Raw genomic sequence first — 22,982 nt, forward strand, 5'->3', positions numbered from 1 at the left:
AACTGCTGCCTTTTTTTGTCTGCGAGAGAGCATATGAAATAGGCGATTCAGATGCTATAATGTCTCTGAGAGCTGAGACTAAGATGAGTGCCTTCGAAAAAGCAGTTATTGTGCATGCTGATATCGATAACTCTATTGAAAAGGTGATGACAGATGAAAACAATGAATTACATATTGGCAGGCTATGCAGGAGACAGCATCCTTCCTCAAGTTACGCCAGTTGACGCGGCAAGATTGACCCATTTAAACGTAGCCTTCGGTCATGTGAAAAATGACAAAATTACGATCGGCCATTTGCAAAATCTCGCTTCCTTACCCAAGCTGAAGGAATACAATCCCGAGCTGCAAATCCTGTTGTCTGTTGGGGGCTGGAGCGCCGGCGGTTTCTCGGAAGCCGCTTCAACGGCGGAAGGACGCCGCCAATTCGCAGAATCGGCTGTTGAAATACTGCGCGCGCATCCATTTGACGGCATTGATCTGGATTGGGAATATCCATGCTATTCAGAAGCGGGAATCAAGTCCAGTCCTGACGACAAGACTAACTTTACGCTGCTTCTGAAGGAGTTGAGAGAGGAGATCGACCGGCAGGGACAAGCTGACGGACGTCATTACCTGCTCACGATTGCAGCGGGTGCCGATCAATATTATGTGGATGGAACGGAAATGGATAAGGTTCAACAATATTTGGACTTCATCCAACTGATGACGTATGATATGCGCGGCGGATTCCAGACGCTCACGGGTCATCATACGAATCTGTTCACGTCCACGGGAGACTTGTTCCGAATCAGTGTAGATGCATCTGTTCGTCTCTTCACGAAGGCAGGAGTTCCACGTGAGAAGATTGTTATCGGCGCCGCCTTCTATTCGAGAATGTGGAAGGATGTGCCGAAGGAGAATGATGGCTACCTGCAAATGACTCCAGCCTCAGGCGGCTACGGTCCTGACTATTCGGCACTCGCGGCGGAGTACATCAACCGCAACGGCTTTATCCGTTATTGGGATGACGAAGCGAAGGCTCCTTATTTATACGACGGCAGCACCTTTATAACCTATGATGACGAACAATCTTTGACGTGCAAATGTGAATACATCAAAGAGCATCACATCGCAGGCATTATGTTCTGGGAGTATAGCTGTGACAGAACCGGGAATCTCCTAAGCGCATTGTACACAGGACTCAAATAGCAATATATGGTTTTGGCAAGGCCGTTGGCTGCAGAGTCGCAGTTGACGGTCTTTTTGTTGTGCGATTCTTATGTTGACAAAATCCGCTCGGATTTGAAAAAGGATGTCGCCCTGGAGGATCAAATTAAACGCATCATACGGGTTGTCGAGCAGCCTCGAGGACGAGGTGCAGGAGAAGATTCAACAGATACACCGGGAATATATCGGCTTTCTTATCGTCATTGCGGATATGATGGGCATCCCTGCGCAAGATCAGGACCGGTTCAAGGAGTGGTCTGACGCATTGGTGGGGAATGATTATGAGCGCTATGTCTGGTGTCAAAGGGAAATGACCTCATACTTTACGCACATTGCCGAGGAGCGCCGCCGCGATCCGCAGGACGATCTCATCAGCAGGCTTGTCCAGGCGACAGCGGATGGGGAACCGTTGCAGCCGGTACAATTGATTAGTTTCTGTATTCTGCTGCACGTGGCCGGGAACGAGACGACGACGAACTTGTTGTCTTCGGCGTGCTCTGCTTTGACAGCCGCAGGGACGCTTGGCACGACATTCATCAAGATCGCTCATTGCTTGCGAACGCTATTGAAGAAGTACTGCGCTACTGCTCTCCCGTACAAATGATGAATCGGCAGGTTAAGCGCGCTACCGAGCTGGATGGATTCACATTTCACAAAGGACAAAACGTAAAACTGTGAATTGGATCGGCCAATCATGATGAAGATGTTTTTGAGCATCCGGAATTTTTCAATAGATAAACGAATCAAATGGTCAAGCGCGAATGGGAAGCCGTTTGCGCTTTTTTCATGATTTTGGCTCGAAATAAGTTTAAAAAGCGGAGTAGCGTCCATAATTGAAATAGAGTGGATGATGGATGGTAACATAATTTTTCCTTCATAGAGGAAATGGAGGAGCAGACTTCATGATGGCAAGTATTGGGGTACTATTGATCGTCTTCGTAATCATATCTATCGAAGTCCCTGCTCTGAGGAAGAACGGAGCCACACAAGAACTGCGCGCTTTTTGGACGCTGCTTGCACTCGGAACGGTCCTAGGCATCGCGCTAGGATTCAAGCTCAATATTCCGAATCCGCTGGACTGGATTGCATTCGTGTACAAGCCGATAACCAGCCTGATATCCAGTTTGTTGGACTGAAGTATGAAGAGAAAGGGAGAAAACAAATGCCAGCGGATGAAAATGGTAACATTTCGGTGCGTCAATTCACGATTCTCGTGTTTCTCTATTCGGTAGGGACTACAATATTGGTCATTCCAGCCAGTCTGGCAGAAGTGGCAAAGCAGGATGCTTGGATTGCCGCGATTCTAGGTGTCGGACTGGGTTTGCTATTAGTTAAGCTATATAGCTGTGGGGAATTTGTTTCCCGGTCTAACCTTGGTTGAAATGAACGAGAAGTTGCTCGGGAAGTGGATCGGCAAAACCGTTTCGCTCTTGTTCGTCTTCTTTGCATTGATTACCGCATCAGAATTGCTATATTTTATGGGGACTTTCATGACGACGCAAATTATGCCGGAGACCCCGCCCCAAGCCATAAACATATTATTCGCGCTTGTCGTTATTATGGGGGTTCGTCTAGGCATAGAAGTGCTGGCTCGAACAGCAGAAATGCTGTTCCCATGTTTTGTTGTGTTATTTCTAGGTTTAATCTTATATATTGCTCCTCAGATTGAGATTCGCAATATTCAGCCTATATTCGAAACGGGGATGAAACCGCTAATTAGGGCAACTTATATGTTTACAAGTGTGTTTTCTTTGTCAACCGTCGTCTTTTTAATGGTCTTTCCCGCGTCGATCAATAAACCGCAAAAAGCGCGAAGGGCTTTCTACCTCGGTACTATCCTCGCAGGAATCGTATTAATCACTGTAATCGCATCAGCGATTATGGTGCTGGGTGCGGATACTACGGCCCGGCAAGTGTACCCGAGCTATGTGCTGGCCAAAAAAATCAACATAGGCAATTTTTTGCAGCACATTGAAGTGATTGTCGCCATCATGTGGTTCATTACGATTTTTTTAAAAATGTCCATCTATTTTTATGTGTCGGTCAAAGGTTTGACGCAAACGCTGCATTTGAACGAGCAACGGCCGCTTGTGCTGCCAATGGGCATGCTTTTAGTTGTATTCTCCTTGATTGTCCATCCCAACATCATTCATTCCAACGACTATAATAGGGGGGCGTGGCTGCCGTTTGTGTCAACCTTTGGATTTGCGCTTCCGCTGCTGTTGTGGGCTGTCGCATCGTTTCGAAACAAGCAAAATTTGAAATCATCAGGCCCATGTTCCCAGGGAAGTGAATAGACTGTACGTCTCAAATATCTGCATATTAGGCATTTCACAGAGTCAAGGACAAGTGTGACAGCAATACAATACAACGTATCTTGCTGAAAGGGAGGATTAGACCATGGGAGAATGTGTAGGCGGAGCTGGGTATGGCGGTTACGGAGCCCTTTTCACTTCAACAGGTGTCATCTTGGTGCTCTTTATTCTGCTGGTTATTGTGTCGCGCGGCTTCATTTAACGGCTTTGAACGAACGGCACGGTGCGATGGCCGTTTGATTGCGAAGCGGCAAGGAGGAGGGGCCCCCTCCTTGACCTGCGAATAACCTTTGCCTCGACTTGCTTCGTTCTCATTTGTTATACTACGGTTACTCTAATCAGCTTAGGAGGAACCGTCATGAAGACAAGAATCGGGATTATCGGTTTGGGAGATATCGCTCAGAAGGCATATCTTCCCGAATTGGGACAGCGCGAAGGAATCGAGATCGCCGGCATCATGAGCAGAACGCCGTCTACGGTGGAGAAAATCGGGCAGCAGTACCGTATTTCCGGCAGGTACACGGATTTGAACGAACTGCTGCGACAGGATCTGGACGCCGTATTCGTACATACGCCGACCGAAACGCATGAGAGCGTGGTAACGACTTGTCTGGAACGAGGCGTGCACGTCTACGTGGACAAGCCGTTGTCTTATGATATCAATGCTTCCGAGCGGATGGCGGAAGCCGCAATCAAGCATGACAGATTGCTGGCTGTTGGATTCAATCGCCGTTTTGCCCCGATGTATCAAGAGGCGCGGAACTGGATCGAAGAAGCGGGAGGCTTCGATCTATGCATCGTTCAGAAGCATCGGACCAGACAGCAATCGATGCCGGCGGAGAAGACATTGTATGACGATCTGATTCATATGATCGATCTTCTGCTGTGGTTCGGAGCGACGCCGTGTGACGTTGCGTCATATATGCAGGAACTTGATCAGGAAGGAAGACTGCTGCATGCTGCCGGAAGCGTCGCTTTTTCTCGGTCGATGGCGATGTTCAGCATGAATCGGCGAGCCGGTGCGGATATGGAACGGCTCGAATTGCATGGAGGCGGCAGAACAGTTGAGGTTACGAATCTGGAATCTGCAGTCTGGAACGACCGGAATAGCGGCCAGCAAACGAAGCGGTTCAGCAGTTGGGACACGATTGGCCATCGCCGCGGCTTTGCAGGCGTTGTGAATCATTTCCTGCATTCGCTGGACAATCCGAAGCAGTGCGCCATCGCAGCCGATCAAGTGATGGACACGCATCAACTGATTGAGCAATTGATTCATTGGTCTTGAAAAATGACATGTAAAAACCAGATTCCTGAATGCGAAAGGAATCTGGTTAGGTCACGGCTTATTCACTCGTTGTTATTGCCCGAAAGGCTTGCTCCGCTGCCTTTGCCGTTGTATCATCCATGGCGTTTACCCCCGCTACAACAGGTTAAACCGTTCTAAATGGTCCTGCAACCCAACCTCAGCCAATATGTGCCGCTGCATCGGTCCCATCAAGTCGAAATGGGGAAAAGGAGGACGATGATGAATGTACTTAGGGTTCAAGCCGTGAGCTGTACACCATTCGTTCAAGCGCTCCAAATCACTGCAACCTACCTTGGTCACGGTCTTGATACCCGGAAAGCGGTCGTCCAGCCAATAATGGGTCAAGTAAGCGAGTTCTCCCCGTCTTACGCTTTCTTTCCACACCGACAATTCTGTTCTTGTAATGCCAAATGCCATAGCCTCATTCTTCTTTCTCATGTGCGTTATCTCTTCTTATTATAACAAAGAAAGTGCAGCGAACATCCATGATTGCATCAATAAGCTTATGTTGTAACGGGTATCCTAATATCAATGAGAGAAAGGAGGATATCCATGTCTGAAAAGAAAAATGTTGAATCCGACAAGAAATCCGTCATGGAAGAGGCTGCATTACAGGACCAATGCGTGACGCCTGCCATCGCTCAGGTTGATGCTCCCGCTGATTTGCAGCAGGGGATCATTGAGATTGCGGACAAGGACGAGTACGTAGACGAACCATAACGGGATGAATCGCCTGTACAGGCGGTGAGCTTGTCCGAGAGGGTTACACGACAGCTTGACCGCCTGCACATACGATTTTTATTTTACGGCCTCCACACCTATAATTCTTACATTCCCCTTCCCTATTTGTGTACCTTATTTTTCTTCTTGAGCTTGTCGATTTCTTCCGTGACGACGAACGCCAAGTCTTCGTTGCCGAATAAAGACAAGACGCCAAGCAAAGTATCACCGGGAATGTCTCCGGCTTCTTCCTTGGCCACCGTCAATGCGATCGCTTCTTGCAGCTTTCGGTTGTCACCTTGCTTCGGGTAGGCCCGATGGTACAACTCGGCGGGATCGAGGTCATGATTGATGCACCACTGCGCGAACACGAGTATCATCATTTGTTCGTCTTGTTGATAGTTTTGAATAATCTGTTCTTCGATTTCTTTCGATTGCATTGAGGATTCTCCTTAGACCTAGTAAGATAACTTCATTATAACGAAGGCGCCGGGAGATGCACAATAAGGGTGGATGTAGGCGCCTGGGAAAGATGGAGTGGGGAGTCTATTTCAACGTTTGCTGAGACACTCCTTCGTGTTGTACAATGACGAGTATGCTCGTGGAATCTTCTATTGATTTATGGATTTGCGGATAAGTCTGATACAAGCATTATATTACATAGTTTTCCACTAAGTATTATATGAACCCATTATGTTGAATTTACGTAGAATATGAGGAAACCTTTAACGAGCCTTCAGAAGAGCGGCCGCGTGAAGAGGTAGATTTTATCGTTGTCAGTTATGGTTAGTCATGCCTTTTTACCGCTTCACAGAACGTAAACTATCCTTATTAATAAAAAAAACCTTCTGCCAATGCAAGAAGGTACAATTCAGGTATTGATTTTTGTCCAAAAAAATGATAGAATAACGGATGCTATAAAAACAAATATAATTATTCAAAATCATACCACATTATAGGATTTTTGTCAAATATATTTTTAGTGCCGCAAGTAGTATATAGGGGGGAACTGGATTGTGATGAACGACCAACAAGAATACGACCTAACGCTGCCACCGGGGATTAAATTGGACGACCCCGTGCGCATGTATTTGAAAGAAATTGGACGCGTTCCACTCCTATCCGCAGAGGAAGAAATCGAATTGGCCTTACGGATCGCACAAGGAGATGAAGAAGCCAAGCAAAGACTGGCCGAAGCGAATTTGCGCCTCGTCGTCAGCATCGCGAGACGATACATCGGTCGCGGCATGATGCTCCTTGATCTGATTCAGGAGGGCAATATGGGCTTGATGAAAGCGGTGGATAAGTTCGACTATACGAAGGGATTCAAATTCAGCACGTATGCGACCTGGTGGATTCGCCAGGCGATTACGCGTTCCATTGCCGATCAGGCCAGAACGATCCGCATCCCGGTACACATGGTCGAGACGATCAACAAGCTTAACCGCATTACGAAGCAGCTGCTGCAGGAGCTGGGCCGTGAGCCATTGCCAGAAGAAATTGCGAAAGAAATGGAATTAAGCACGGAAAAGGTGCGGGAAATCATGAAGATCGGACAGGATCCGGTATCGATTGAAACGCCGATCGGTGAAGAGAATGACTCGAATTTGGGAGACTTTATCATCGACCGTGAAGCGCTGGCTCCGGCGGATGCGGCTGCTTATGAGTTGTTGAAGGAACAGCTCAAAGACGTGCTTGACACATTGACCGAGCGCGAGGAGAACGTGCTGCGTCTCCGCTTCGGATTGGATGACGGGCGCACGCGCACGCTGGAGGAAGTGGGCCATGTATTCGGCGTTACCCGTGAGCGGATTCGCCAGATCGAGGCGAAAGCGTTGCGTAAGCTGAGACATCCTAGCCGCAGCAAGCGGCTGAAAGATTTTTTGGAATAAAGGACAAGCTGCACTTTACTTCTATCATGACGGGAACACGCATCAAGCGCGTGTTCCTTTCTTCATGTGAACGGCTGGCGTATGGCTCCATCGATAAGGAGGGTTGGCGTGAAGATATTGGTATTGGGCGCATGTTGATACATATTTTACTCAATGAAGGAGGTATTCAAGGATGCCGCTCGATAAGCAAACCGAAGCTTTTTTGGAGAAATTGAAGGGACAACCGCCGATTGAAAGCTTGCCTCCTGCGATTGCGAGAGAGCTTCAACGTCAAATGGGAATGCAAGCTGAACGATTGTCCGGAAAAGAAAAAATACAAGTGGGAGAAGTATCCGATCTTGCCATCCAAGGCGCTCATGGAGAAATTCCGATAAGAATGTATAAACCGGCAATTAAGGGACCCCATCCTGTGTTCATCTATTACCACGGAGGAGGCTGGGTACTTGGCGATCTGGACCGCTTCGATGATATTTGCCGCCGGATAACGAGATCTTCGAATTGTGCCGTCATTTCTGTGGATTATCCGCTCTCCCCGGAGAATAAATTCCCGCTTGCGGTAGAAGCTGCCTACTCGGCGGCGCAGTGGGCTTATGACAATGCAGAACGGCTTCAACTCGATCCGAACCGTCTTGCGGTAGGGGGAGACAGCTCCGGAGGGAATTTGGCGGCCGTAGTTACCCATTTGGCCAAAGAAAGAGCGAGTCTCCAAATCGCTTATCAAGTCCTGATCTATCCTGTATCCGATGCGTCCATGCAAAGCGCTACATACGAAGAATTTGCCGAGGGGTATTTTCTGACCAAGAAGCAGATGATATGGTTCTTTGATAATTATCTTAACAGCGTTGAAGAAACAACAAATCCATGGGTTTCTCCGCTGTTATTTTCCGATTTTGCCGGCTTGCCGCCTGCGCTCGTCATTACGGCTGAATTCGATCCTCTGAGAGAAGAAAGCGAGGCTTATGCCGAGCGCTTGAAAGAGGCCGGTGTACCGGCCGTCCTGCATCGTTATGAGGGCACGATTCATCCCTTTGTCAGCTTCGCCGACGAAATCGACAAAGGAAAAGAAGCAATTGAAGAAGCAGCCGCTGCGCTCCGTTCATTTTTCGGAACCTAATTGGACAAAACCCGCCGATTCCATGGGAATGGGCGGGTTTATCGTATAGCAATCCTTATTCCTCCATATGTGGAACCCGGACATATACGCGTTGCCGATGCTTCTCTACTGCCACGGGGGCTTCAAAGAAATCACTCAATGTCGCCGCCTCCATTATCTGCTCCGTCGCTCCGCTATGGACGACCTCGCCCTTCCGCAGCAGCAGCGTATGGCTGAACACAGGCAGAATCTCTTCGGTATGGTGGGTTACATAGATTAACGCAGGTGTCTGTTCCTGCCGCGTCAGATCGTGAATACTGTCAAGCAGTCGTTCGCGCGAGAACAGATCCAGTCCATTGCATGGTTCGTCAAGAATCAAAATTTGCGGATCTGCCATCAACGCCCGGGCGATCAGCAATTTCTGCTTTTCTCCTTGCGAACAGGTACGGTATTCCCGATCCCAGAGGTGACTGCAGCCGAGTGTCCGCATCAGCGCGTCGGCACGGCAGGTGTCTTCCTCTGACAACCGTTCATATAAGCCAATGGTGGCATATTTCCCGCTAATTACGACGTACTGGGCTTTATCGGTTCCATACAGCTTCTCCTGCAGAGAAGAGCTGACCCAGCCGATGGATTTGCGAAGATCGCGCAAGTCGACTTGGCCGAAGCGGTGACCCAAGACGGACACGGTTCCTTGAGTCGGCCAAATATATCCGTTAATCATATTAAGCAGCGTTGTTTTGCCCGAACCGTTCAGCCCAAGCAGCGCCCAATGCTCTTGAGACCCGACTTGCCAGCTTACATTTTTAAGCAATACATCTTTGCCACTCTTCCAATATACTCCCTGCATATCTATTACGTGCTCCATCTGTTCAAACCTCTTTCCCGTTTCATCAAATATCAATGTATGCCATATGCGCCCCGGACGAAGCCGCAGTCTATTCCATCTATCATAAAGAATCCGCAGCGGTCTGTCGATGTGAAAAGTGCTCACGGTTGCACATGAATGATGTGATTTTATGCAGTGACAAGCTTACATCGCGACTATGCGGTGTTTTTTGTGTGCGGTTCATTCCCCCTGTGTCTCAAAAAAATACGTGCCATTCTAACGGGACAGAAACAGCAGTATAGTGTGATGTGGGGTTAATACATCATTACGGATAACGGACAACATTAGGAAGTGAATAATTCATTTCATATTTATTAAAAATAACATATACCCCTACATTTACCATTCGCATGTGAAAAGGAGGATGAAGTGGTGGACGATGAGAAAATGAACACCAATGAAAAGGGCGATGCGATGGAGCATGGCACATCAGTAACGGGTGCCGGGGATTCACTCGATACGCGTATGGCGGATGGGGAAGGTGAAGACACCCTGACGACCCGTCAAGGACATCCCGTAAGAAATAACCAGAATATACGAACAGTGGGGAATCGGGGTCCGGCAACGCTGGAGAATTACCAATTCATCGAAAAAATTACGCACTTTGATCGCGAACGCGTTCCCGAGCGGGTTGTGCATGCACGCGGCGCGGGTGCGCATGGGTATTTTGAAGCTTACGGAACAGTCGGGGATGAGCCTGCTTCTAAATACACCCGGGCGAAATTGTTCCAGGAGGCGGGCAAAAAAACACCGGTCTTTGTTCGCTTCTCCACCGTGATACACGGCGGTCATTCTCCGGAAACGCTGCGCGATCCGAGGGGCTTCGCAGTCAAGTTCTACACGGAGGATGGAAACTGGGATCTTGTCGGCAACAATCTGAAAATATTCTTTATTCGCGATGCGATTAAATTCCCGGATATGATTCACGCCTTCAAGCCTGATCCGGTCACGAATATTCAAGACGGTGAACGATTCTTCGACTTCTGCTGCAACTCGCCTGAGACGGTCCACATGGTTACCTTCGTTTACTCGCCATGGGGGATCCCGGCCAACTACCGGCAGATGCAAGGCTCTGGCGTGAATACATACAAGTGGGTGGACAATGAGGGGCATGCCGTTCTCGTTAAATACCATTGGGAGCCGAAGCAGGGGATTAAGAATTTGACGCAAGCGGAAGCAGAAGAAATTCAAGGTAAAAACTTTAATCACGCCACGCAGGATCTATATGAAGCGATTGAACGCGGAGAATATCCGGAGTGGGAGCTGTTCGTGCAAATATTGAGCGATGATGAGCACCCGGAGCTGGATTTTGATCCATTGGATGATACGAAAATATGGCCGAGAGAGGAGATCCCATGGCTGCCGGTTGGACGGATGGTATTGAATAAAAATCCGGAAAACTATTTTGCCGAGGTTGAACAGGCTGCCTTTGGGACCGGAGTTCTCGTAGACGGCATGGATTTCTCGGATGACAAAATGCTGCAGGGGCGCACGCTTTCTTATTCGGATACCCAGCGTTACCGGATTGGAGCGAACTATTTGCAGCTTCCGATCAATGCGCCGAAGAAGCGTGTGGCAACCAATCAACGTGACGGGCAAATGGCATTTTATGTGGATGCAGCTCCAGGCCAGAATCCGCATATTAACTATGAACCATCCTCATTGAACGGTTTGAAAGAGGCGCCTAGAACAGACAACGAATACACGCCGCATGTGGAAGGGAAATTGGTGCGGGCAAGCATCGACCGAACGAATGATTTCAAGCAAGCAGGTGAAACCTATCGGGCGTTTGATGATTTTGAGCGCGATGATCTCATCTTGAATCTCGTGACTACCTTAAAAACGTGCAATTCCCATATCCAGGAGCGGATGGTCGAGTTATTTACGAAGTGTGATGAAGAGTATGGGCGCCGCGTAGCTGAAGGATTGCAGCAATGTGCGAACCAGGGGGCATCCGATCACGGGCCGATTGGTTCTGCGAACACAGGTGAAGCAGTCAAGGAAGCCGAACGCAAAGGGCATAAGACGGATTCGTATTAAAAAAGGTGGCCTGAAAGCCGCTTATCCATCAGGGTGAGCGGCTTTTCGACACATAGCGCCATATATTCAGTATTTTTCTCCACTTCTTCATGAACAAAAAAATCACGTCTTGCCACCATTAAGTGTATAAAAAAGGTAAATTCCTCCCTCAATCACTAGTCCGCCCTAGTCTGAGGGAGGTTTCTTTCTGTAAATTTGCATATGTCAAAAGACCGGGTGCCATTAAAATATCGATCGGCTTCTATACCGCCCCCGAGCACCGGAAACAGGGATACGCCAGCGCGCTGGTTGCTGAACTATGCAGCATCATTCAAAAAGAGGAGTTGATTCCTGTCTTGTATGCAGATAGGGTCAATCCCGATTCGAACAATGTGTACAGAAAAATTGGATTTACCGAGCGGGGCATAATTAGAGAAATGGCTTTTGTTCAGAACTAATTGCCAGCAAGCAGGCTTCTGCGGCCGAATTGAAATTTGTATAGGAGAATTATTATATTGATGTAAATTCAATTCGCGTTATAATTAAGAACGGGGCATGACCGTTTATTGGAGTGCCTACATTATGAATTTGAATAAGGATCTTCAGGGCCAGGTGAAATTCCTGACCGGCGGTAAAGGGCTGAAAAGCAGCCCCAAGCCCGCGACTCGCTGCAAGCTTGCAGCGACTGACTTGGTGCAACTCCAAGGCCGACGGTATAGTCCGGATGGGAGAAGATCGCTTAAGCGTTTCACGTGAAGAACTGCACATGACAGCTCGAATCGGAATTTGCTTCATCATGACCTTCATCATGACGGATAGGCGACGTATGTCTTCTTCAGCCAGATCCTGTATTCAACGACCTTGGAGGTTATTGAATATGGACCACGTTATTCACGTTGAACAGAGGAACAGCAGCACGCGCAGAGGAGTTCTGCTCGTCGCGCTGGGGGCTGCCCTATGGGGTCTTGGGCCCATCTTCCGTGTTCTAGTGTTGGAGTATTTGACTTCGACACAAATCGTCCTCATCGAACATCTTATTTTACTCCTTTATGCAGCCCCTATTCTCTGGGTACACCGGGGGGAACTTCGGGGATGCTCTTGGCGTCATTTGTTCGCGCTCCTTTTCATTTCATGGGGAGGCTCGGTAATGGCGACCATCATGTTCACGGAAGCTTTCGCACACGGCAATCCGAATGCGGTCTTGCTTCTGCAGAAGCTGCAACCGATATTTGCCGTCATACTGGCACGTATTCTGTTGAAAGAAACGCTTCCCAGACGCTTCCCGATACTGCTGTTGCTGGCAGTGGCCGGAACATACTTGTTAACGTTTGGATGGTCGTTGCCAATTGGCCATGTGCGCGAGGTGGTAGGGGTGAGCAGTCTGCTTGCTCTCGGGGCAGCGTTCCTATGGGGCGGATCCACCGTAATGGGCAGATTGATGCTGGACAAGATGGAATATGAAACGGTTACGGCATTGCGCTTCCTGTTGGCGCTGCCGCTGTTGTTCATGCTGACATGGAACGAAAATCCAAGTTGGAATATCCCTGCAGCACAGCTGGGCACGGTGTCATTTTATATTATCATGCAGGCATTGCTGTTAGGTTTGGTAAGCTTGCTGTTATATTATCGCGGCTTATCGGTTACGAAGGCTTCTTATGCGACCCTTGCGGAGCTGTCGTTTCCGCTTGTCGGCATGATGATGAACTGGATCGTCTTCAAGGAAGTCGTCACCATTCCGCAATTGACAGGGTTCGTCTTAATATGGGTTGCATTGTATTTGGTTTCTAGACAACAGTAAGTGCTATTCGAATACATTATCATCGACCTTCCTGGAATAAGTCCAGGGAGGTTTTTTGTGAATATCTTGCCGTTTACCGCTATATTGCTCAGAAAGAACTTTATTTCATGCAATTATTTTCCTTCAACTCCCATCATAAATTCCTTGTAAATATGCAAATTAATCATCATTGGCCATTATGAAGGGGAATACGCATGAAACTAAAAATGACTCTGTTATTCACATGGACCGTTTTCGATCCCATCTACTGCTCATTGCGAAGGCTGACTTATATCGACCGTGCGAACCATAATATTTTCAGGGTGAAATTGCTCACGTATCGAGGCAAGGAAATAGCGCTGTCCGACGGAACGAGTATCCGGAACAAGGATTTATTGGTGAAGATTCATTTGTATAATGTGCAGTTGTTACGGCAAGTGCTGCATGTAACGAATGACGTTCAAAAGGGGCGCCTCATTTATCGGTCCGTGGAACGCTCGCTGCCGGGAGTGTGTCAATTCATCCGGAATCATCCAAGAGCGAATGAAATCAAAGCGATCTTCGGAATCACCATGTTGAATCGGGGATGCCGTCAATTGGGCTTTGACGTGGCGCCTATTCCAAATGCGTTCTATCGGGGGGTTAAATGGATTGTCCAAATGCCTATCCATTTGATTTCGGTGTCAAATCCGACAAAGCGATTCAAAAGGCGGAATTTCCCGTCATATTTAGTGATGTCTAAAAACAAGCTTGAAAAAATATATGGCCATCCATCTACATAGGACGTTTGACACATAAGGTGTCGCAGAGCTTCAACCGATTCGCAGACACTCTCCGCTCTTCATAACGAAAAGGGTGCCCTGAGTCTTCGGACGAAGGGCACCCTTTTATCATTAACTTTGTTTTGACATCGCGTATGGCAGCGCCGCTTCGTCATAACGGTCTTCGCGTGGCGAATCGGTCATCTCAAAGGAGATGGTTCCGCCGTTCTTCACCTTATCGTGCTCGAGGTACAGCGTCGCCACTTCTGTGCCGTCCATGCGGACGCCCGCCACATATTTGTTCGCGGCGGAGTTATTGTCCGCTTCGATGACGAGCTGTTTGCCGTTCTCCAGATGAACCGTCATCCGATTGAACAGCGGTGTTCCGATGACATATTCCGGAACGCCCGGGCTGAGCGGATACAAGCCCATCGCGCCGAAAACGTACCATGCAGCCAAGCTGCCGTTGTCCTCGTCTCCCGGGAGTCCGTCCGGACGCGAGCTGAACAGTTCATCCATCGTCTTGCGCACCCAATGCTGCGTCAAGGACGGGTAGCCGAGCGCTGCATAGATGTACGGGAAGTGGAAGCTTGGCTGGTTGCTGATTGCGAATTGTCCGAAGTCGATGGCTGCCATTTCAGACATCTCGTGTATTTCAAAGCCGTATGAGCCAACCTTGAACTCCGGCTTCGCTGCGAACAGCGCATCCAACTGCTTCTTGCATTGTTCGCGCCCGCCCATCAGCCCGGCAAGGCCCAGCAGGTCATGCTGTACGGCCCAGCTGCTCTGATATGCGCCGCCTTCCGTATACGGGCCGCCCCACATCGTCGGGTCGAACGGTTCAAGCCAACTGCCATCCTGCAGCTTGCCGCGCATGAAGCCAACGGCAGGATCGAACAGGTTCTTATAGTTTTTAGCGCGTTCCATTAGCTGCTCATATTCTTCTTGACGGCCCAAATGCTTCGCAATTTGCGCGATGCAGAAGTCGCCGAATACGTAGTCAAGCGTATTGCACACACTTTCATGCGTGTGAATATCAGCTGGCATATAGTCGTACTTCAAGTATTCGCCCATGCCTTTGCGTCCGTATCGATTATCGCTGGATACGGTCATGGCATGTTTTAACAACCCTTCGAACGCGGTTTCTACATCGAAACCGGTATTTCCTTTTACGACGGCATCAGCAAACGATACGTCGATCAGCGTTCCCGGCATCATGCTCCGCTCGCCTGGGGAAGCCCATTTCGGCATCCACCCGGCTTCCTTATAAGCGTTGACCCACCCCTGCATCATTTCATTGACGAAGGAAGGGTAGAGGAGGTTGTACAGCGGGAATGACGTGCGATACGTATCCCAGAAGCCGATGTCCGCAAACAATGGGCCTTCTTCGATCTTGCCGTTGTACGGGCTGTAATGGATCTGCTTGCCGTCCGCATCGTATTCATGGATAGCATGCGGAAAGAGGGATGTCCGATACAGACAAGTGTAGAACGTATCCAGCTTATCTTGGTCGTCGCTCTCGACTTCAATGACACCGAGTTGTTTTTCCCAAGTGTCCGTCGCCATGCTTCTCACTTCATCGAAGGTGCGGGCTCCAATTTCGCGCTCCAGGTTGATGAATGCCTGCTCTTCGCTGATGAATGAGGTGCTTATCGTGACATGGACGATGCCATTCTCAGGAACGTCCAGTCCAACATATGCGCCGATGCGCTCGCCTGTCTTCGACAAGGCGTTTAACGGCTTGTATTCATGATCGGACAAGCCGCTGGCATTGGCTATGATAGGGCAGCCGAACTTCATGACGAAGTACATGCGGTAATTGTCCGGCGTGCCGCCTGCTTTGGCCGTCGTATAGCCAGTTAACGTGCCTTTGTCCGGATCGATCGTCATTGACGCCTCTCCAGGGAACGTCGATAGAATGAGTCTCGCTGCATCCTTGCGATCGAACGTTAGGCGGATGCTTGCGCAACGCGCTGTTGGCGAGAGTTCCATCATCGTCTGGTAGCGAAGCAATTGAACTTTGAAGTAGTCAGGACGCACGACCATGTCTTGCTTGCGGAACGAAGACGAGCGCTCAGGCGCCCATACTTTCAGCGGTCCAGTCTGCGGCATTAAAGTCATATGTCCATAGTCGCCAATCCACGGGCTCGGCTGGTGAGTCAGCCGGACGCCCTCCAGACGGTTATGATGCGGGCTGAAGAACCAGCCGCCAGCGGCTTCGTTCGTCTGCGGACTCCAGGATGCCATCCCGAACGGCATGGCAATCAAAGGCAGCGTGTTCCCGTTCGAATACGGATAAATGGAGTCTGTTCCTTGCAGAGGGTTCACATGCTTAAGTAAGCTCATCTATTGTCTCTCCTCATATGTCCAGATTTATTGTCATATTAAATATGCCTTTCATGTTATATTGTATGTTAATATGTCATATTACACCTATCATATTTTTATAATTTCTATCACTTTTCATGATAAAATAAAAGGGACAACGGTTTATTACATTTGGAGAAAAGAGTGATCGGATGTTTCCTTACAACTTGCATGGCGACGAAGAAATCTATGGGGAATTTCCTTTCACGCTCAAAATTCATCGTTTGAACGTGGCCGTGCCCGCTCATGTGCATCATTTCATCGAATATACGTATGCCATACAGGGCAGAGGCAAAGAAATTATCAACGGAGTAGAAAAGGAACTGACGCCGGGAACCTTCACTTTATTGTTTCCCCATCAGGTGCATGAATTAGACATCGCCCCCGGAGATGAATTGCATCTATATGTGGGAGCGATTGGCTTGAAGGCTTTTTTTGGTGCGGGCGACTCGTTTCTGGCCTTGCACAGCTTGCTGAAGGGTGCCGAAAATGACAAAAACACGACCTACAAGCTGGACGAGACGACAGCGCGAGAGGTGCATTTGCTGCTTCAGCAAATGCATGAGGAGGTGCGTGAGGAGAAGCCATGGAGCCGTATGATGTTTCTGGCCAAGCTGACGCAGGTATTCGTCTTATTCGACCGCTGCCGTCAGGAGCGGCTGGATGAAGGGGCGGCAAGCTACGGGAGGAACCCTCGCAGAGGAATGTGGGAAGTCGTTCATTACGTGTATCAAAATTTCAAAGAAGATATAACGCTGGATACACTATCGAAGCAGTACAATTACAGCGTTTCTTATATTAGTTCGGCGTTTAAACAAATGGTCGGAGAAAACTATTATTCCTTTCTGGAACGAATTCGCATCGCGCATGCCTGCAACTTGTTGATCGGTACAGACATGAAAATTACCGATATTGCTTATGAAGCCGGGTTCAAATCATACCCGACGTTTATTCGTGTATTTCAATCCCGGATGAGCATGACGCCGACCACATACCGCAAGCATAACAACATCGAGTTGAGATAGAGGCTTGTGTCGCAAAGCGAGTGTCGATCATCCGGTTCATGTTAGAGCGATGAGAGGCGGGGCCTGGGAGCAGGGACTTCGAACAGAAGTCCCTTTATCCTTATAAGCGGATTTTAAATGAGCGTTTAGATAGCGGATAGAGCCATTTAACGCCTCTTGGCGTCAATGTATCGGCAATCAAATGGGAAGCATAACCGCATATGGATACGGCCATGATGCCTTCAACGTGAAGCTGCTGCTCTAAGCCCCAGCCGATGGCCCCCCAGAACAGGGTGGCCCATATGGTGTGCGACATTCCCCTATGACTGAGCCATGGCACCCAGGCGACAAATACACCCAAGCCGAGCAACCAGTTCCACCCCAATGTCCATCCCCAATAGAGCAGACCGCAGCCAACCAGGCTTACCATGATGTTGCGGGTGACGCCTTCTTTGGCGACAAAGCCGAGCAACAGTATGATTACCGAGACGATACTCAGCTCCTGATTGACAAGTCCATGCGTCGAATACTGATAAATGACGCCAGCGGCGAGACAGACACCGATCCAGAGGAATATTTCGTGCAGCCATTTGGATACCTTGCCGATCTTGCTGCTCAATATGCTGGGGCCGTCCAGATCCGCACTCAGGGCGGATAATGCCGACACCGCAATATATAAGGACGCGTTCTTCAAGGTAAATGGATAATACACGGCTGCAGCAGCTCCGACGACAATGCCGATAGTAAGGTGAGTCGATCCCTTCATATGTTCTCCTTTCATAGCTGCTAAATTTCTTGATGCGAGAACAAACATATGTTTGCATCCAGTTATTATACCTATTTTCGTATAGAATTAGCAAGACTTCCAAGGCAAGCAAAGTACAGAGAAATGGTGGAGCTTAACTCTAGAGACGTGCAAAAAAAGGGGAGCGAAATGTTTTTTATCGGAAAAATTGATCATTTATCAAAAGGGAGCTACAATCATAGAGGGCACATTGGTTTATTAGCATTATTCAGTAAATAGGGACGTGCCCTTTTTTATGACGCTGTGTGAAAGCGTTTCAAAAAACCGATCATACGAGAAGGAAAGGGATCAAAATGACGAATCATTTAACCCGTACCGAAAAAGATTTTCTAGGAGAAAAGGAAGTTCCTGTCGAAGCGTATTATGGAATTCAGACGCTGCGCGCCGTGGAGAATTTCCCGATTACGGGCTCACGCATGAATGAGGAGCTGATTCGCGGTTTAGCCATCGTGAAGAAGGCTGCGGCGCTGGCCAATATGGAAGTGAAGCAGCTGCAGGAAGAGATGTGCGACGCCATTGTGCGAGCCGCGGACGAAATCATTGATGGACAATGGCACGACCATTTCATTGTCGATCCGATCCAAGGCGGAGCAGGAACTTCGATGAATATGAACTCGAATGAAGTTATTGCGAACCGGGCGCTCGAACTGCTGGGAAAAGCAAAAGGGGATTACGCCAGCTTAAGTCCGAACAATCACGTCAACCGTTCGCAATCTACGAACGATGCGTTCCCGTCCGCTATTCATATCGCGGTGTTGACGCTTATCGATAAACTTTTACTTACGATGGGAGAATTGTACGAGACATTCCGGAAGAAGGCGGCTCAATTCGATCACGTTATCAAGATGGGACGCACTCACTTGCAGGACGCTGTTCCGATTCGATTGGGACAATCCTTCGAAGCCTATAGCCGAGTGCTGTTGCGGGACATGAAGCGCATTGAGCAATCCAAACAGCACCTGTACGAAGTCAACATGGGCGCAACCGCAGTCGGAACCGGCCTTAATGCCGATCCGAGATACATACGCCGGGTAGTGGAGCTGCTGGCCGAGATAAGCGGGTTCCCGTTCATTCATGCGGAGCATCTGGTGGACGCCACTCAGAATACGGATGCTTATACGGAAGTGTCGGCAGCGCTTAAGGTTTGCATGATGAACATGTCCAAGATGGCAAATGACTTGCGGTTGCTCGCATCCGGTCCGCGCGCCGGCTTCGGTGAAATCCGTCTGCCAGCCCGTCAGCCTGGCTCGTCCATCATGCCGGGCAAGGTCAACCCGGTAATGTGCGAGGTCGTGAACCAGGTGGCGTTCCAAGTTATCGGCAACGACCATACAATCTGTCTGGCATCGGAAGCCGGCCAGCTTGAGTTGAACGTGATGGAGCCTGTGCTCGTATACAATCTGCTCCAATCGCTCAGCATGATGAACAACGTCTTTAAGGTGTTCCGCACCCACTGTCTAGAGGGGATTGAAGCCAATGAAGAGCGTTGCCGGGAATACGTGGAGAACAGCGTTGGCATCATTACGGCTTTAAGCCCTCATCTCGGTTATGAAGTATCCGCCCGGATTGCCCGCGAAGCGACGGAGAACGGCAAGTCCGTAAGAGAATTGTGCTTGCTGTACAATGTGCTGACGGAAGAGGAGCTGGACACGATTCTCGACCCATATGAAATGACCAAACCGGGAATCGCCGGTGCAGCTTTGTTCGAGCGGGAGTAATTCCTGACCTTGGAGACGCCCATTCTATGGGTGTCTCTTTGTTTCGCCGTTCGATATCCAGGCAAACATGCGTCCCGCGGCTTGCTGTTGATAACTGAGCTATGCCAAAGCGGCCGGTGGCAAAAGTTGTGGTCCTTTACCATTACGTGCAAGAACCCATGCGTCATGAAACCACATTTCTGTCTGCCGGCGGCTGGTTGAATAATTCCAACGCACTTGACGCTCGAATTCGATTACTTGCCCGTTTTCCCCTAAGGTCACCCAGTTATAGCTTCCGTTACTATGCATCATCTTTACCCACAGAACAGGAAAATGTATAAAATCACCTGTATCATCAGTGAAGTGCCTATTTTGGTTCTCAATACGAAGTAATGTCAGACCTTTTGCATATTCTTTGTCTACTGCCCTCATCACGGCCATTGCAAGTCTTTCGGCCTCATCTAATTTGGGGAGGTTCCCCGAATTTTGACTTATCAGATTCGTGTAACTCAAAGGATGTGCGCCTTCTTGTGCTGATATTATTGTAAGATGAGGGCCTCCAAGGTAAAGTGACTCTTGAACTTGATAACGCCGAATCTCAACTTTCATGCCATCACGCAATTCTTCGTTCACACTGACTAACTGAACATGATCGGGAATGGGAAGCAACCTTGAAAGTTCCTTACTGCAATTAGGAAAAGTATTGAACATATCAGCCATTACATATCTCATCCTTTCTAATTAATGGAATGCAATTCGAATCAACTTTTAAACATTACAGCGATTGAGATTCCTTATATAAGAATGATTCATTTCGAAACAATTTTTCCGGAACAACTGAAATAAAAGGGGTTATCTCTCCAAAATAATGAATAGACAGTTCATGCATTGCCCGAGTACATGCTGTATAAAAAAGTTTCCTTTCGGATTCTCTGCTATATATTTTGCTGGATCCATTAAAAATAATTACAGCATCAAACTCTATTCCTTTTGCTAAATAAACGGGTATCACTACGACTCCCTGTTCATAAAAAGTACTTTCCTTTTGGACAAGGCGAAAATCCAATTTTTCTCCTATCCATTTTGCGGCTTCTTTACTTTCTTTAGCTGTTTTACAAATGATCGCGATGGTCTTGTAGCCATCATTCTGTAATTCTTTCACACGTTGAATAATACTTTCCACTTGTTCTTTCTCATTATGCGCTTCAATGCAGACCGGCTTCTTGCCATCTCTGTCAAAAGATTTGATTATTTTATCGTTCGTTAATATATGTCTGGTGAATTCCGTAATCTGTCGAGTTGATCGATAACTGTGATTCAGACGAATTGTTTCTGCATTCTCATCAGGAAATAAAGAGGCAATGGTTTGTAAGCTATTATTAGCCGTATGCGAAAAAATCGTCTGATTGATGTCACCGAGTAACGTCCACTTCGCCTTTGGAAATAAACGTTTTATAAACGTGATTTGAAATGGTGAATAATCTTGGGCTTCATCCATAAAAACAAATGCAACATGAGCATTAGTCTTGAGCCCTTCAAGTAATTCTTTTAGGAAGAGGTAAGGCGTGGCGTCCTCATAGGCTAATTTCTTTTCATTTAAACGACTAATTGTTTGCTTGCATATATCTTTCCAATTCCTAGGCACTGATGAATCATTTTGAGCAAATTCAAATAATTGCTTAAATACTTCAAAACTATTTAAATAGGTCAACGATTTAACTTGTTTGCGTAAAGAGCTAAAATGTTTTTTTACTATATTTTGAGCCAACAATTCATGTTCACGCTCAAAACCATCAACTGTACTGTCAAACAGCCTATTGTTATAAAAACGATTATATTCTTCTTTCGATAAATATTGAATTTCTTGTTCGACCCATTCTTTTTTTGCTTCTTGCTTTTCAATTCCCTTAAGTTTATGAAGAATCCATTCAGTAACTAACTGCATTCGATTTGCAATGGGGATAGATTGATTCAGCTTATAAAAAGACTCGTCTATAGAAGATGAAGGTATTACGGTTCTTCCTCTAAATGTTATATCATTAAATATCAATCCCTTTTCACCGAGGTATTTCACATAATTTTCAATAAACGACATGAATGTAGTCGATGATTTATAAATGATTCCATCTAATCGGGTCTTATATGATGCTTCTTGATTAGACGTTAAAATATATTCTAACTGTGTAAAAGGATCTTCAACGTGAAAGGCATCACCAACCATATGCTCTACATATTGTTGAAAAGTAGTCTGTTGCATATTTTCTTCACCAAGCTCAGGTAAAACATTTGAAATATAGTCATTAAACATTGGATTGGGGGAAAACAATAAAATTTGTTCGGACACTAATGTGTCACGATAGCGATACAATAAATAGGCAACTCGTTGTAAAGCAGCAGAAGTTTTTCCACTTCCAGCTGTGCCTTGAACAAGCAGTAGGTTACTCTTCTCATTCCGAATAATTTGATTCTGTTCCATTTGGATTGTTGCAACAATGCTTTTCATTTGATCGCTTGCATTTCTTCCTAAAACCTCTTGCAGCAATTCATCACCTATCGTTACGCCGGTATCAAACATACCTTGAATTTGTCCATTCCGGATCATGTATTGACGTTTAAGAAGCAGTTCACCTGATATGATTCCAGCAGGTGCTTGGTACTTTGCAAGACCTAAAGAGTAATCATAATAAAGACTTGAAATGGGTGCACGCCAATCATGTACTAGAAATTCACTGGTTTCTTTATCATAAAATGAAGCGATTCCTAGATAAATTTGCTCAGACTCTATCTCGCCATTTTCCAAATAATCAATTCGTCCAAAGTACGGAGCTTCTTTTAGTTTTTTCAAAAGTTGAGATTGGTTCTGTGCATGACGATGAGTATGTTCTCTTTGAGAAAGAGTTTCAGCTTCTTGCCTAATACTAGCTGCAGTTTCAACCATTTCTTTAATATTATCAATGTTTACCGTTACATCTTCCCAAAAGTTCTTTCTCAAGCTTACAATCTCTGATTTCACTAATCCAACCTTTTTTTGAAGTTCGTTAAGTTCTGTATCTGCCTTCTCAATGACAGCATCAACCCGTTCTTGTTCATTTCGAAGATCTTGCTCCCAATTACTCATCCAATCTCTCCTT

24 protein-coding genes and 1 riboswitch are annotated in these 22,982 nt (G+C 47.4%); of the genes, 17 read left to right on the forward strand and 7 right to left on the reverse strand.

Annotated elements, in window-relative coordinates; translation table 11 throughout:
• Positions 1-153: 153 nt before the first annotated feature.
• From JSQ80_RS24580 to JSQ80_RS24600, 8 genes are all read left to right on the forward strand, one after another.
• Complete coding sequence (locus tag JSQ80_RS24580) at positions 154-1,188, forward strand: glycoside hydrolase family 18 protein (protein WP_206097096.1); 1,035 nt, start codon at positions 154-156, stop codon at positions 1,186-1,188.
• A 103-nt stretch (positions 1,189-1,291) separates the two neighbouring features.
• Positions 1,292-1,810, forward strand: a complete 519-nt coding sequence (locus JSQ80_RS24585) for a cytochrome P450 family protein (protein WP_240463795.1) — start codon at positions 1,292-1,294, stop codon at positions 1,808-1,810.
• A complete protein-coding gene (locus tag JSQ80_RS29270; protein WP_240463796.1) occupies positions 1,756-1,884 on the forward strand; it encodes a cytochrome P450 in 129 nt (42 codons plus the stop codon). The genes JSQ80_RS24585 and JSQ80_RS29270 overlap by 55 nt, the downstream gene beginning before the upstream one ends.
• Positions 1,885-2,108: 224 nt before the next feature.
• A complete protein-coding gene (locus tag JSQ80_RS24590; protein WP_206097097.1) occupies positions 2,109-2,342 on the forward strand; it encodes a hypothetical protein in 234 nt (77 codons plus the stop codon).
• 26 nt (positions 2,343-2,368) lie between these two features.
• Positions 2,369-2,587 carry a GerAB/ArcD/ProY family transporter gene (locus JSQ80_RS29585; protein WP_272491155.1) on the forward strand — a complete coding sequence of 73 codons (219 nt, stop codon included), beginning with the start codon at positions 2,369-2,371 and terminating at the stop codon, positions 2,585-2,587.
• A gap of 1 nt (position 2,588) precedes the next feature.
• Positions 2,589-3,503, forward strand: coding sequence for a GerAB/ArcD/ProY family transporter (locus tag JSQ80_RS24595; protein WP_272491156.1), 915 nt, complete (start codon positions 2,589-2,591; stop codon positions 3,501-3,503).
• A 103-nt stretch (positions 3,504-3,606) separates the two neighbouring features.
• Positions 3,607-3,723, forward strand: a complete 117-nt coding sequence (locus JSQ80_RS29275) for a YjcZ family sporulation protein (RefSeq protein ID WP_240463797.1) — start codon at positions 3,607-3,609, stop codon at positions 3,721-3,723.
• Between the two features lie 156 nt (positions 3,724-3,879).
• Positions 3,880-4,806 (forward strand): Gfo/Idh/MocA family protein, encoded by a 927-nt coding sequence (locus tag JSQ80_RS24600; RefSeq protein ID WP_206097098.1) that lies wholly within the window; start codon positions 3,880-3,882, stop codon positions 4,804-4,806.
• Positions 4,807-4,941: 135 nt separating this feature from the next.
• Here JSQ80_RS24600 and JSQ80_RS24605 read toward each other — a convergent pair whose 3' ends face one another.
• Positions 4,942-5,244, reverse strand: coding sequence for a hypothetical protein (locus tag JSQ80_RS24605; RefSeq protein ID WP_206097735.1), 303 nt, complete (start codon positions 5,242-5,244; stop codon positions 4,942-4,944).
• Positions 5,245-5,379: 135 nt separating this feature from the next.
• On the opposite strand from JSQ80_RS24605, the gene JSQ80_RS24610 reads away from it, so the two are divergent.
• Positions 5,380-5,547 carry a hypothetical protein gene (locus JSQ80_RS24610; RefSeq protein ID WP_206097099.1) on the forward strand — a complete coding sequence of 56 codons (168 nt, stop codon included), beginning with the start codon at positions 5,380-5,382 and terminating at the stop codon, positions 5,545-5,547.
• 122 nt (positions 5,548-5,669) lie between these two features.
• Here the strand turns inward: JSQ80_RS24610 and JSQ80_RS24615 are convergent, their stop codons facing one another.
• Entirely contained in the window at positions 5,670-5,987 is a 318-nt protein-coding gene (locus tag JSQ80_RS24615; protein ID WP_206097100.1) for a hypothetical protein, read from the reverse strand.
• A gap of 579 nt (positions 5,988-6,566) precedes the next feature.
• Between JSQ80_RS24615 and rpoD the strand changes: the two genes are divergently transcribed.
• A complete protein-coding gene (rpoD, locus tag JSQ80_RS24620; RefSeq protein ID WP_240463798.1) occupies positions 6,567-7,439 on the forward strand; it encodes an RNA polymerase sigma factor RpoD in 873 nt (290 codons plus the stop codon).
• A 172-nt stretch (positions 7,440-7,611) separates the two neighbouring features.
• Positions 7,612-8,553, forward strand: a complete 942-nt coding sequence (locus JSQ80_RS24625; protein WP_206097101.1) for an alpha/beta hydrolase — start codon at positions 7,612-7,614, stop codon at positions 8,551-8,553.
• A gap of 55 nt (positions 8,554-8,608) precedes the next feature.
• Here the strand turns inward: JSQ80_RS24625 and JSQ80_RS24630 are convergent, their stop codons facing one another.
• Positions 8,609-9,400: an ABC transporter ATP-binding protein gene (locus JSQ80_RS24630; RefSeq protein WP_206097102.1), complete on the reverse strand. Its 792-nt coding sequence runs from the start codon at positions 9,398-9,400 to the stop codon at positions 8,609-8,611.
• Between the two features lie 486 nt (positions 9,401-9,886).
• Here JSQ80_RS24630 and JSQ80_RS24635 point away from each other — a divergent pair, with 486 nt between their 5' ends.
• From JSQ80_RS24635 to JSQ80_RS24650, 4 genes are all read left to right on the forward strand, one after another.
• Positions 9,887-11,461, forward strand: coding sequence for a catalase (locus JSQ80_RS24635; protein WP_206097737.1), 1,575 nt, complete (start codon positions 9,887-9,889; stop codon positions 11,459-11,461).
• Positions 11,462-11,583: 122 nt separating this feature from the next.
• Positions 11,584-11,898 (forward strand): GNAT family N-acetyltransferase, encoded by a 315-nt coding sequence (locus tag JSQ80_RS24640; RefSeq protein WP_206097103.1) that lies wholly within the window; start codon positions 11,584-11,586, stop codon positions 11,896-11,898.
• A gap of 136 nt (positions 11,899-12,034) precedes the next feature.
• A riboswitch (FMN riboswitch) is annotated at positions 12,035-12,180 on the forward strand.
• 137 nt (positions 12,181-12,317) lie between these two features.
• The gene (locus JSQ80_RS24645; RefSeq protein WP_206097104.1) at positions 12,318-13,238 is read left to right on the forward strand and encodes a DMT family transporter; all 921 of its coding nucleotides are present in this window, start codon (positions 12,318-12,320) and stop codon (positions 13,236-13,238) included.
• A 194-nt stretch (positions 13,239-13,432) separates the two neighbouring features.
• Entirely contained in the window at positions 13,433-13,999 is a 567-nt protein-coding gene (locus tag JSQ80_RS24650) for a YkoP family protein (RefSeq protein WP_240463799.1), read from the forward strand.
• Between the two features lie 111 nt (positions 14,000-14,110).
• Here the strand turns inward: JSQ80_RS24650 and JSQ80_RS24655 are convergent, their stop codons facing one another.
• Complete coding sequence (locus JSQ80_RS24655; RefSeq protein ID WP_206097105.1) at positions 14,111-16,324, reverse strand: GH92 family glycosyl hydrolase; 2,214 nt, start codon at positions 16,322-16,324, stop codon at positions 14,111-14,113.
• A 173-nt stretch (positions 16,325-16,497) separates the two neighbouring features.
• Here JSQ80_RS24655 and JSQ80_RS24660 point away from each other — a divergent pair, with 173 nt between their 5' ends.
• Positions 16,498-17,370 (forward strand): AraC family transcriptional regulator, encoded by an 873-nt coding sequence (locus tag JSQ80_RS24660; protein WP_206097106.1) that lies wholly within the window; start codon positions 16,498-16,500, stop codon positions 17,368-17,370.
• 100 nt (positions 17,371-17,470) lie between these two features.
• Here the strand turns inward: JSQ80_RS24660 and JSQ80_RS24665 are convergent, their stop codons facing one another.
• Positions 17,471-18,115, reverse strand: coding sequence for a metal-dependent hydrolase (locus tag JSQ80_RS24665; RefSeq protein WP_206097107.1), 645 nt, complete (start codon positions 18,113-18,115; stop codon positions 17,471-17,473).
• Between the two features lie 332 nt (positions 18,116-18,447).
• Here JSQ80_RS24665 and aspA point away from each other — a divergent pair, with 332 nt between their 5' ends.
• Positions 18,448-19,872 (forward strand): aspartate ammonia-lyase, encoded by a 1,425-nt coding sequence (gene aspA / locus JSQ80_RS24670; protein ID WP_206097108.1) that lies wholly within the window; start codon positions 18,448-18,450, stop codon positions 19,870-19,872.
• A gap of 99 nt (positions 19,873-19,971) precedes the next feature.
• On the opposite strand, the gene JSQ80_RS24675 is transcribed toward aspA, so the two are convergent.
• On the reverse strand, positions 19,972-20,571 hold the full coding sequence (locus JSQ80_RS24675) for a hypothetical protein (protein WP_206097109.1): 600 nt from the start codon (positions 20,569-20,571) through the stop codon (positions 19,972-19,974).
• 55 nt (positions 20,572-20,626) lie between these two features.
• Positions 20,627-22,969 carry an RNA polymerase recycling motor HelD gene (helD, locus tag JSQ80_RS24680; RefSeq protein WP_206097110.1) on the reverse strand — a complete coding sequence of 781 codons (2,343 nt, stop codon included), beginning with the start codon at positions 22,967-22,969 and terminating at the stop codon, positions 20,627-20,629.
• Between the last annotated feature and the right edge of the window lie 13 nt (positions 22,970-22,982).

Origin of the sequence: Paenibacillus apiarius (assembly GCF_017052585.1) — a bacterium.
Taxonomy (GTDB): Bacteria; Bacillota; Bacilli; order Paenibacillales; family Paenibacillaceae; genus Paenibacillus_B; species Paenibacillus_B apiarius.